The 12,030-nt window shown below is 38.3% G+C and carries 10 protein-coding genes; 7 read left to right on the plus strand and 3 right to left on the minus strand.

Annotated elements, in window-relative coordinates; genetic code table 11:
* Positions 1–35: 35 nt before the first annotated feature.
* Complete coding sequence (locus R2Q80_RS04760) at positions 36–359, minus strand: RNA-binding protein (RefSeq protein ID WP_316798488.1); 324 nt, start codon at positions 357–359, stop codon at positions 36–38.
* A gap of 340 nt (positions 360–699) precedes the next feature.
* On the opposite strand from R2Q80_RS04760, the gene R2Q80_RS04765 reads away from it, so the two are divergent.
* The 7 genes from R2Q80_RS04765 to R2Q80_RS04795 all read left to right on the plus strand — a co-directional run bounded on the left by R2Q80_RS04765 (position 700) and on the right by R2Q80_RS04795 (position 9,557).
* Positions 700–3,216 carry a beta-L-arabinofuranosidase domain-containing protein gene (locus tag R2Q80_RS04765; protein WP_316798489.1) on the plus strand — a complete coding sequence of 839 codons (2,517 nt, stop codon included), beginning with the start codon at positions 700–702 and terminating at the stop codon, positions 3,214–3,216.
* A gap of 72 nt (positions 3,217–3,288) precedes the next feature.
* Positions 3,289–4,152: an OmpA family protein gene (locus R2Q80_RS04770; RefSeq protein WP_316798490.1), complete on the plus strand. Its 864-nt coding sequence runs from the start codon at positions 3,289–3,291 to the stop codon at positions 4,150–4,152.
* 183 nt (positions 4,153–4,335) lie between these two features.
* Complete coding sequence (locus tag R2Q80_RS04775) at positions 4,336–4,980, plus strand: Crp/Fnr family transcriptional regulator (RefSeq protein ID WP_316798491.1); 645 nt, start codon at positions 4,336–4,338, stop codon at positions 4,978–4,980.
* 485 nt (positions 4,981–5,465) lie between these two features.
* Complete coding sequence (locus R2Q80_RS04780; protein ID WP_316798492.1) at positions 5,466–6,035, plus strand: UbiX family flavin prenyltransferase; 570 nt, start codon at positions 5,466–5,468, stop codon at positions 6,033–6,035.
* Between the two features lie 112 nt (positions 6,036–6,147).
* The gene (mtaB, locus tag R2Q80_RS04785; protein WP_316798493.1) at positions 6,148–7,470 is read left to right on the plus strand and encodes a tRNA (N(6)-L-threonylcarbamoyladenosine(37)-C(2))-methylthiotransferase MtaB; all 1,323 of its coding nucleotides are present in this window, start codon (positions 6,148–6,150) and stop codon (positions 7,468–7,470) included.
* A 97-nt stretch (positions 7,471–7,567) separates the two neighbouring features.
* On the plus strand, positions 7,568–8,719 hold the full coding sequence (locus tag R2Q80_RS04790; protein WP_316798494.1) for a prolipoprotein diacylglyceryl transferase: 1,152 nt from the start codon (positions 7,568–7,570) through the stop codon (positions 8,717–8,719).
* 46 nt (positions 8,720–8,765) lie between these two features.
* The gene (locus R2Q80_RS04795) at positions 8,766–9,557 is read left to right on the plus strand and encodes an inositol monophosphatase family protein (protein ID WP_316798495.1); all 792 of its coding nucleotides are present in this window, start codon (positions 8,766–8,768) and stop codon (positions 9,555–9,557) included.
* A gap of 118 nt (positions 9,558–9,675) precedes the next feature.
* Here R2Q80_RS04795 and R2Q80_RS04800 read toward each other — a convergent pair whose 3' ends face one another.
* A complete protein-coding gene (locus R2Q80_RS04800; protein WP_316798496.1) occupies positions 9,676–10,227 on the minus strand; it encodes a NifU family protein in 552 nt (183 codons plus the stop codon).
* 87 nt (positions 10,228–10,314) lie between these two features.
* Entirely contained in the window at positions 10,315–11,661 is a 1,347-nt protein-coding gene (gene purB, locus R2Q80_RS04805; protein WP_316798497.1) for an adenylosuccinate lyase, read from the minus strand.
* Between the last annotated feature and the right edge of the window lie 369 nt (positions 11,662–12,030).

The following is a 12,030-nucleotide window of genomic DNA, read 5'->3' on the forward strand; positions in this document are numbered from 1 at the left end:
TGAAGAAGAGCTCAAGTAAACGAATTGAGTGGTAACTAGCGTTGTACCCTTGGTCTTTTGCTTTTGAAACCTGTACTTTGTCCGGTTGGTTTTGGTTTGAAAGCTTTTTTCGGAGCTTCTTCGGCGCAAAGTTTAACAGTGATTACATTGCCCTTAAAAGTTTCGCCATCTAGCATAGAAATGATATTTTTAGCATCATCCAAACTTAAAAGCTCAATGAATGCATATCCTTTACACTTTTTTGTAGCGCGATCACGTACTACCTTAATCGTTTCTATTTTTCCATGAAGACTAACAAAAATTGCAATATCCATTTCCTGAATATTCTCAGCCAGACCGCCAATAAAAATCTTTACCATTTAACTTTGCGTTTTTAGGACAAACCAACATGAACGCCATTTGAAGTATTTGCATTCAGACAGTTTATAATGGTGCAAAATAAGCAAATTGCTGCGCTCAGTCAAAATAATTGAGAAAAATATATTGCTTTTAACTTCTTTTTACAATTGCGAAGTTATTACTGAAATTTGATCGTAATGGTGTGGACCAAATGTGCTATTATCAAAAGAAAATATTTGAAGAGTTGATGGCATAGTCTGTACTAGACTTGATTATTTTAAACGGAAGGAAAGCTAAAACGTTTTATTAATTCAAATGGAATTGTTAGTTTAGTAAAAATATCTAACCGGGTTTTCTTATATGAGCATAATTCTTAAATCGCTTTGCGTTACCATCATATTTTTGGCTGTATTGGAGGTAAAAGGTCAATCAAAGTTAAACGAATTCAACAGGCTCCCCTTGAAACAGGATGTTTATGTTCAGTTACCAATAGGAAGTATTAAGGCTAAGGGCTGGTTATTGAAACAACTGGAACAACAACGCGATGGTGCTACTGGGGTTGCCGAAGCGCTTTATCCGGAAGATGATAACCTGGGTAAAAATACAGATTGGTTAGGTGGCAAAGGCAATGGATGGGAGCGGGTGCCTTACTACGTAAAAGGTTTAGTTGCCCTGGCTTACACACTTGATGATGCAAGCCTAAAGGCAAAAGCGCAAAAGTATATTGAATGGACACTGAACAGCCAACAGCAAAGCGGTTTATTCGGACCAGAAAAAATGAAAGACTGGTGGCCAAGGATGCCCATGATGTATGCACTTCAAAGCTATTTTGAGGCCACAGCAGATAAGAGGGTAATCCCTTTTTTAACCCGCTATTTTAATTATGAACTTGCCAATCTGGATGCTGATCCACTTAAGGAATGGGGCAAATCAAGGGCTGGTGATAATATGGAAATTGCATTATGGTTGTACAATAAGACCGGCGACCCAAACTTACTTAAGCTAGTGGAAAAATTGAATCAACAGGCTTATCCATGGATTGATATCTACAGCAACAACCAATTTTATTTCTTTGGAGATGACTTTCAGCCAAAACATATGGTAAATGTGGCGCAGGCACTCAAGTATCCGGTAATTTATGCTCAACTAAACGAAACGAAAGACAATATGGATGCGTTTTCAAAAGGAATTGAGCACATCATGAACGACCATGGACAGCCTCAGGGTTTAGGTTCGGGTACTGAGTTTCTTGCGGGCAGAAACTCTACGGCAGGTGTCGAGACCTGTACTGTAGTGGAGTGGATGCAAAGTCTGGAAACTGCAGCAAGGGTTATCCACGACTCCAGTATTGGCGATCAGTTGGAAAAGGTGGCCTTCAATGCACTTCCCGCTCAATTTAGCAGTGATTTTAAAAATCACTCTTACTACACACTCCCTAACCAGGTCATGAGTGCGCATGGAGAACTGGGATTTAATCAGGACTATAGCTCTGGTATTGTTTCAAGTCCGTATTCAGGCTATGGTTGCTGCCGATATAATATGCATATGGGTTGGCCTTACTTCGTTAAAAATGCTGTTGCTGCTACCCCTGATAAAGGTTTGGCTTTAATTACTTACGGCCCTATGGAGATCGAAACCTTCGTTGAAAATGCTAAAAAAGTCAAAATTGCGGAAGACACAAATTATCCTTTTGAAGAACAGATCAGGTTAAAATTTTCAATAACAGGTGCGGCTGTATTTCCTTTGATTTTAAGAATCCCGAGCTGGTGTAACCTTCCTTTGATAAAAATTAACGGAGCAGCAGTAAAAGGCGTTAAACAGGGTAAACTGTTGAAAATTAAGCGCCAATGGAAAGACGGTGATCAACTTGTGTTAAATTTCCCTATGCACATTGCTACGAAGAATCAGGTTAACAATTCTGTTAGCATTGAGCGCGGACCTTTAGTGTATGCATTGGAAATTATGGCCGAGAATAGGGTTACCAAAACACATGCATTAGCCGGTTTTGCAGATTATGAAATCTATCCAAAATCGGCATGGAACTACGGGCTTACTTTCGATAAAAATGATCTCGCGCATTCGATCCAGGTAAAAAAGGGGGCTATGCCAGCAAATCCATTTATTGCTGAATCTTCGCCCGTTAAGCTGAAGGCACAGGCAAAAAAAATATCTTCCTGGAGTTTGGCTCCAAATAAACTCGTTGCGTTTGATGTACCTGTTAGTCCTGTTTTCTCCAACGAGAAAACTGAAGAAGTTACTTTGGTGCCTTATGGCTCAGAAAATATTCGTTTGAGTCTTTTTCCAACCATTGGTCAACCAAAAAAAATAACAGGTAATCTTGTTGAAAATTTCGACAGGGGAATGCCTGATAACTGGGTTTTTTATGGTGGAGGTTGGTTTTATAAAGATGGAACAATACAATGCGCTTCTAACGCGGGTTCGGGCGGGTATGGCATGAACGGATCAAAATACGTTGCTAACAATACTAATTTTAAAGATTTTAGTTATGAGGCGGATATCAGAATTACGACAGAGGGTGATGCTGGATTGATGTTCAGGGTTTCGTACCCCGCGATTGGGGCAGATGCTTATGAGGGCTATTATGTTGGCTTGAATGCAAATAGCGGTCAAATTCAAATAGGTAAAGCTGTTAATCAAAAATGGGTTCCGTTGGCAACAGCGAAATATCCGATAAAGCTAAATACCAATCACCGGATTAAAGTGGTAGCTAAAGGAACCAAAATCGAGGTGTTTTTAGATAACATGGCTGGCTCTGTGGCTTCGGTAACTGATGGCGAATACCACTCAGGATGTATCGGGTTAAGGACTTATAAGGCATTGGCATCTTTCGATTCATTAAAAATTAACTCGCTTTAGCAAGCGGGGGTAGCGTATGCAAACATTGCGGCAAGGAAATTGTTATGGTATAATCTTAAAAAATAGAAGATTATGAAATTTTACAGATCAATCCCCATGATGTTGTTAGCGGGAGTTCTGATTTCGGGTTGTGTAAGCAACAAGAAATACGCAGAACTTCAAGATACCTATGCTAAACTGAGAGAAAGGAATCAGGAGCTAAGTAATAAATATCAGGATAGCCAGAGAGAACTATCGGGCTCAACCAGTAGGGTAAAAAGTTTAGAGGAACAAATTTCTTCTGAAAAAGCCAATGTAGCAGCCTTACAGGATGCCCTGAATAAATGTTTGAATTCCAGTAATCAGGGTAATGTAAACATCTCGAAACTGGTGGATGAGATTAACAGTTCAAATAAGTATATTAAACAGCTTGTTAACGCTAAAAACAAAAGCGATTCACTTAACATGGTGTTGACAAATAATCTTACCCGTTCTTTAAGCAGGGAAGAGTTAAGTGATGTTGATGTACAGGTGTTAAAAGGTGTAGTTTACATTTCACTGGCTGATAACATGCTTTACAAATCCGGAAGCTTCGAGGTATCGGATAAGGCAGGTGAGACCCTGAATAAAATAGCAAAAATTATTAAGGACTATAATACTTATGATGTTTTAATTGAAGGAAACACTGACAATGTTCCCATAACGCAGCCTAACATTCGAAATAATTGGGATTTAAGCGCATTGCGTGCATCATCAGTGGTGCAAGTTCTGCAAACCAAATATGCAGTTGATCCGAAACGGTTAACTGCAGGCGGTAGAGGAGAATATAACCCGATAGCCGATAACGCTACACCGGCTGGTAAGGCGAAGAACAGACGTACCCAGATTATTATTACACCCAAATTAGATCAGTTTATGGATTTAATTGGTAAGGCACCTGAAGGGGCGCAGAAGTAAAAGTGTAGCACCAGGATATGAATAAAAGGTAGGCCATTTTGGTCTACCTTTTTTGTTATTAAATTGTTTGGCTTCACTCACTCAATCAAAATTGTTTAATAAAAATAAAATAAATCCCCTCTTATAGTTTAAATTTGCCTCATTACTCTCATCTGTTTTTCCATTAATGAGGACATTAAAAGTATGAATCCTGAAAGAAAAGTTGCTAAAGATAAGTGGGCTGATTTTAATGGATTTTCCCCATTGATCACTGTATTCAGGAATTTTCATGATTTAACGCCAGAGATTGAATTTATTATCAACAACCAGACTTTCCCCGTAGTTTATAAGAAGAACAAATTTATTTCATCACCGTTGCATCGTAATAAGTATATTTTTCTTCTGCTTAAGGGGGTTGCGCGTGGATATATGAAAGAAGAAAACAAGGAAATAACCACATGGATTGCGTCCGAATATGAACTTGTTGGTAACATACGCAATTTGTGGGAAGAGGATATAGATACTGAAGAATACGTACAAGCCATTGAAGATGTGATTGCCATTGCCGTTCCGCATAGTATGTCGCGCCAGCTCTATTTAAATTTTGATATCGCAAATTATGTAGGCAGGAAGATGACGCAGATACACTACCTGGCTGCCTGCGAAAGGGCATATATCTCCAGACTGCAATCTGCTGAAAAAAGGTATCTCCGATTTACCAGATCTTATCCTGAATTAGTGAACAGGGTACCGCTAAAACACATTGCTTCTTTTCTTTGTATGAGACTGGAAACCTTAAGTAGAATCAGGTCGAAGTTGACTGGCATTGCGGCGGATAAAACCGGCTGATTTATAATTTAAATCTACGCTGTTTATTTTCAGATTGTTGATTGATTTTTGTTTTATTGTTCCTGAAATGGATTTTCATTGTTTCATTTTGAGTCAATAAATTTGGCTGTATTCGCCGGTCATAGGACTGCTTACATAATATTTACATGCAAAGGATGGTATTATTGTCTGTTTTACTTCTTAAAAATAGCTAATTTATTATACAAACGAATGTCGTTACATTCGGGTATTTATCATTTTAATTGTGAACTTATGTTCCGTAAGTCTTTTTTTATTAAATTAATCTATTGATATTCAGTATTTTGTATTTATTTTAAAAAATATCGTAATCATTAGTACTATTTAACGTTTCACAATTATCTTTTTTTAAAAAAATATATATATTTGTTCTTACCCTTTCGAGGGTATGTTTTTCATAGGTAGATGTAGGGTCAGAACAATGTTCTGGCCCTTTTTTTATGACCTAGATTAGCTACTTTTGTATAATGAATAAAAAGAAAGTAATTGTTGCGGTAACTGGTGCGAGTGGGGCTATTTATGCAAAAGTTTTATTTGATCATTTGAATGATTTGAAAGATCAGATTACTTCAGTTGGTATAGTAATGAGCGATAATGCCAAAGAAGTCTGGGAATTTGAGCTGGGCAACAAGCGTTTTAACGATTACAATGACTTTACTTTTTATAGCAAAAACGATTTCAATGCACCTTTCGCTTCCGGTTCTGCAAAGTACGACACGATGATTATTATTCCATGTTCTATGGGGACGCTTGGAAGGATAGCGCATGGAATCTCTAATGATTTGATTTCGAGAGCTGCTGATGTAATTTTGAAGGAACGTAGAAAACTGATTGCTGTTGTTCGTGATACCCCTTTTAGTTTAATCCATATTAACAATATGAAAATGGTAACGGAAGCCGGGGGAATCATTTGTCCTGCAAATCCCTCTTTTTACAGCTTACCAAAAACTATCGAAGAAGTTGCAGGTACCGTTGTAAACCGTGTACTGGATTTGGCTGGCTTTGAGCAGGAAAGTTATCGTTGGAATGATAAATAGGATTCAATAGTCAGGGTTTCGTTAAATGAAATGTTATTTCACTGTAATTTACCTCTAATGTAGAATCCTGCGTCTTAATACTCAAATCTAATTTCCTATCTTTGCACGCTAGATGAAAAAGGTCGCATTTTATACATTAGGTTGTAAGTTAAACTTTTCAGAAACTTCTACCATTGGTCGTTTATTTACCGACGCAGGTTATGCCGTAGTAGAATTTCAGGATAAAGCCGATGTGTATGTGATTAATACCTGCTCTGTTACCGATCATGCAGATAGAAAGTGCCGCAAGGTTGTTAAGGAGGCATTGAAATATTCCCCGAATGCCTTTGTGACCATTGTGGGCTGCTATGCTCAACTTAAACCACAGGAAATTGCCGAAATTGAAGGTGTGGACATGGTTTTGGGAGCAGCTGAAAAATTCAGAATTGTTGAATACATTACCGACCTGACCAAAAATCCAAAAACAGTAGTTCATCAGCAAAATATCGAAAAAGTGAATCACAACTTCATTGCCTCTTATTCAATTGGCGATAGAACCAGAACTTTCTTAAAGGTTCAGGATGGTTGTGATTACCCTTGTACCTATTGCACGATTCCGCTTGCCCGGGGCGCCAGCAGGAGCGATACCATCGAAAATGTGGTTAATCGTGCGAAATCGATAGCTGAGAGTGGTGTTAAAGAAATCGTATTAACCGGAGTAAACCTTGGCGATTTTGGTATTCGCAATGGTCAGCGAGAGGATAAATTTTTTGATCTGGTTAAAGCGCTGGATGAAGTTGAAGGTATTGAAAGAATTCGTATTTCGTCGATTGAGCCTAACTTGTTAAGTAATGAGATCATTGAATTTGTTTCCACTTCAAAGCGATTTGTCCCGCATTTTCATATCCCATTACAATCGGGTTCTGATAGGATATTAGGATTGATGCGCCGCCGTTACCGTACAGATTTGTATGTGGAACGGGTGGCAAGAATCAAGGAAGTGATGCCACACTGCTGTATAGGTGTTGATGTAATCGTTGGTTTTCCTGGTGAAACCAAAGAGGATTTTCTTGATACCTATCAGTTTTTAAATGAGCTTGATATTTCATATCTGCATGTTTTTACTTATTCTGAAAGGGAGTTAACAGTAGCTGCTGAAATGAAAGGCGTTGTGCCTGGTAGCGAACGCAACGAACGTAGTAAAATGCTGCATATTCTCTCTGACAAGAAACGAAGGGCATTTTACCAATCGCAGATTGGTACAGAAGGTGAGGTATTATTTGAAGCTGACCATAAAATGGGCTACATGCACGGTTTTACTAAAAACTATGTTAAGGTTCGCGCCAAATATGATCCTTTAATGGTTAATGAATTAAAAGCAGTTAAGCTATTCGAAATGACTGCAGATGGCGAAGTTGAAGTTGCAGAGCTTGAAACGGTTTATGCACATCATTAATCGTTAGTATCAGGAAGGTTATGATCTGGTAGCAATTATCAGTTTGTGGTACCAAAACTTTAACCTTTCTTTCCTATCTTCGTTGCAAATTATTATTATGTTTCCTACCGTATCTCATTTTTTAGAATACCTACTGGGCATCAATCTGCCTTTGCCATTTAATACTTTCGGTGTTTTTGTTGCCCTTGCTTTTGTTGCAGGTTATTGGGCTTTTACTAAGGAATTAAAGCGTAAGGAAAGTCTTGGCGTTTTACATCCATTTAAAAGGATCGTTATAGTAGGACAAAAAGCAACCACTTCTGATCTGATCATGAATGGACTTTTTGGGTTTATCATCGGTTATAAACTGGTTTATGCCTTGTTAAATTATTCCATGTTTGTGAATGATGCGCAAGCTATTCTAATGTCAGCAAAAGGGAATATTTTCGGAGGATTGTTCTTTGCGGGACTTTTTGCCTATTGGGATTATAAAGAGAAAGATAAACATAAACTAGATAAACCAAAAGAAAAAGAGGTTACAGTACATCCGTACCAGATTATGAGTAACCTTATTGTGTGGGCAGCAGTTTGGGGTTTTTTGGGTGCTAAGTTTTTCGATAACCTGGAATATTGGGATGATTTTGTTCAGCATCCCATAGAGCGCCTGTTGTCTTTTAGTGGATTAACATTTTATGGTGGGTTAATCTGCGGTGGTGCTGCTGTGCTGATTATAGCTAAACGCAATGGGATTAAACCCTTACACATGCTCGATGTGGGTGGACCGGGAATGATGCTCGCATATGCAGTCGGCAGAATTGGTTGTCACCTGGCAGGGGATGGCGACTGGGGTATTGTGAACGCAAATCCAAAACCTTTTTCGTGGCTACCTGACTGGTTATGGTCGTATCAATATCCAAATAACGTAGTGGGCGAAGGAATTCCGATTGCTGGGTGTACCGGTAAGTTCTGCAATGAACTGGCTCAGGGAGTTTATCCCACTCCAATTTATGAAGTAATCATATGCTTTATCCTTTTCGCATTCTTATGGAGTATACGTGACAAGATTAAAGCACCGGGACTGATGTTTGGGATTTATATGATTTTAAATGGTATTGAACGTTTCTGTATCGAGTTAATCAGAGTAAATTCTAAATACCACGTACTTGGTTTATCCTTCACACAGGCAGAAATGATATCTACTTTTCTGGTTGTGGGAGGCATTGCATTAAGTGCTTATGCTTTAAGAAATAAAAATAATTTCGCACAATAATTTCATTAAAATGACAACAACCCATCCGGGGATTTGTTAAACGGCTATGAATTACGAATTACTATGCAATAAAGTGATCTCAATTGTACGACTCACCGGGAATTTCATCCGTAAAGAGTCTATGCAGTTTGACGTCAATAAAATTGAATACAAAGGTTTAAATGACATGGTTTCTTACGTTGATAAAACGGCAGAGCGAAAGCTAGTTCAGAACCTGGAAAAATTGATCCCTGATGCAGGCTTTATTACTGAGGAGAAAACAATTAACCGGGCAGGTAAAACCTACACCTGGATTATTGATCCGCTGGATGGAACTACCAATTTTATACATGGTATTCCGGCTTATGGCATCAGTGTAGCGCTTTATGAAGATGGCCTACCGGTTATTGGCGTGGTTTGCGAATTGAACCGTGGTGAAATGTTTTATGCTTACAAGGATGGACTAGCCTATTTAAATAAGAAAGAAATCAAGGTATCAAATAACCCGGATATAAAATCGAGCCTTCTGGCAACAGGATTTCCATATTACCAGTTCGATAAGCAAGCTCAGTATTTAAAGTTACTTGAAGAGATGATGCAGAAAAGTCATGGCGTTCGACGTATTGGTGCTGCTGCTATTGATCTTGTTTACACCGCTTGTGGTCGTTTTGACGCATTCTTCGAGTATAATCTCCAACAGTGGGATTTTGCTGCAGGGTGTTTCATCGTGCAGCAGGCAGGAGGTGAGGTGTTCGATTTTTCCGGAGGTAATGATTATTTCGTTAAAAGGGAGATATTGGCAACCAATGGAAAACTAACCGCTGAGATGCTCGAAGCTATTAAAAGATATTTTATCTAGTTAACATCCACCGCCAATCTATCCCGGAGAAATAGCTCATTATATAATAGATATAAACGAGGAATGGCCTGCTCATTAAGCAGGCCATTCTGATATGTACTATGAAAAATGCGCGATATTAAAGTGCCTCAGAAACAACCTCCGTAACTTCTGGAACCATTCTCTGCAACAGATTCTGAATACCTGATTTCAAGGTAATGGTTGATGAAGGGCACCCACTGCATGAACCGCGTAATTCTACTGTTACCACGCCTTCATCAAAAGATTTATAGGTAATCGCACCACCGTCTTGCTCTACAGCCGGCCGAACATAATCGTGAAGAATCTGCTGAATTTTAATTTCAGTTTCAGAACCTTCAAAAGCTGGTGCTTCCTCAGCAGTCGCTTCTTTGATTTTTAATTCAGATTCAACTGCTCCCTTTACGAACTCTTTCAGAATCGCTTCGATATCTGACCAGTCTGCATCATCTGTTTTGGTGATGGTTACAAAATTGCTGGCGAAAAATACACCAGAAACAAAGTTGAACTTGAATAACTCTTTCGCGAAAGGAGATTGCTCAGCACTTTCTTTAGTTGCAAAATCCTCACTTCCATTAATCAACAGCTTGTTCACCATGAATTTCATGGTAGCTGGATTCGGCGTTTGTTCTGTATATACGTTAATCGTCATGTCTTAATCAATTTGAATAAACAAAATTAAGAATTAGTCATCAATTATCTTTTTTAACGCTGTCTGTTTAGCGTCAATTTAATGGGCTTAAAAGATTCCTGTATAATTAAATGGGGTAATCGTTCTCAATTGCTTTTTTACATCGTCAGTTACAGCCAAACCTTCGATAAATGCAGCAATACTTGCTGCGTTTATTTTAGTATTTGTTCTGGTTAGCTCTTTCAAAGCTTCGTAAGGATTTGGAAAGTTTTGTCTACGCAATACGGTCTGAATAGCTTCGGCAACCACCGCCCAGTTATCTTCTAAATCGGCGTTTAAAGCAGCTTCATTAAGTAGAATTTTGTTAAGCCCTCTCAATGTAGCATTAATTGCAATTAAAGTGTGACCAAATGGAACGCCAATATTTCTTAGTACCGTTGAGTCAGTTAAATCCCTTTGCAATCTTGAGATGGGCAGCTTTGCGGCAAAAAATTCAAATAATGCATTCGCAATACCTGCATTTCCCTCTGCATTTTCGAAGTCAATTGGATTTACCTTATGTGGCATAGCTGATGAGCCGATTTCTCCAGCTTTAATTTTTTGTTTAAAATAATTTTTTGAAATGTAGGTCCAGATGTCCCGATCTAAATCAATGATAATGTTATTAATTCTTTTCAATGCGTCGCACTGTGCCGCAAATTGATCGTAATGCTCGATTTGAGTAGTATGTTGTGCTCTGGTTAAGCCTAAGGTTTCATTTACAAACTGATTTGAAAAATCAACCCAATTTACTTCAGGGTAGGCAATATGGTGCGCGTTAAAGTTTCCTGTTGCCCCCCCGAATTTTGCGCTGTTAGGAATTAATTTCAAAGATTCAAGCTGTATGGTCAGACGATCGGCGAAAACCAGAAATTCTTTTCCGAGTTTAGTAGGAGAGGCCGGTTGTCCGTGAGTATGTGCAAGCATTGGAATGTGTGCCCACTCAACAGCTAATTCCTTTATTTTTTCAATTAGTGATTGAATAGCAGGGAGGTAAGTTTCATTCAATGCCAACTTCACAGAATATGGAATGGCTGTATTGTTGATATCTTGTGAAGTCAAGCCGAAATGAATGAACTCTTTGTAGTTATCTAATGCCAACGAATCAAATTTGGATTTGATAAAATACTCCACTGCTTTGACATCGTGATTGGTTACTTTTTCTGTTTCTTTAATTTCCAATGCATCTGCTTCAGAAAATTTCTCATGAATTTCACGTAGATTGGCATACAGGCTTTTATCGAAGTTTTCTAAGCCATTTAAATTAATTTCGCACAAGGCAATGAAGTACTCTATTTCTACAAAAACACGGTATTTAATTAAAGCTTCTTCCGAAAAATAGGCAGACAGGTTTTCGGTTGTCTTTCTGTAACGACCATCAATAGGCGAGATTGCTTGCAGCGATGTTAAATTCATTATGCGGTTTATAATTTTGCCGCAAATTTACTATAATTGATCGGTTAATAATCCATTTCGGATGTATAAAAACAAAAAGGCTTTGGATTTTGTCCAAAGCCTTTCTGCGATTGCTGAAAAGATTACATTTTCGTGGCTGTATCAATTGTCGTAGAATCTTTCATTGTATCTACAACTTTAGTGTCTTTTACAGTGGTATCAATAACAGTGCTGTCGGTTGTAGCAGAATATGCGCCATCAGCTTTTTTGTGTGAAAAATAGAATTAGTGGATTGGTTGTATATATGAAATGGGCAGTTATTTTGATTTATTTATGTTTTAAAGGTTTAAGCGAGGTCAATAATATGGGAGCTTCCTGTTACTGACGGTT

Origin of the sequence: Pedobacter frigidisoli, from assembly GCF_032678525.1 — a bacterium.
Taxonomy (GTDB): domain Bacteria; phylum Bacteroidota; class Bacteroidia; order Sphingobacteriales; family Sphingobacteriaceae; genus Pedobacter; species Pedobacter frigidisoli_A.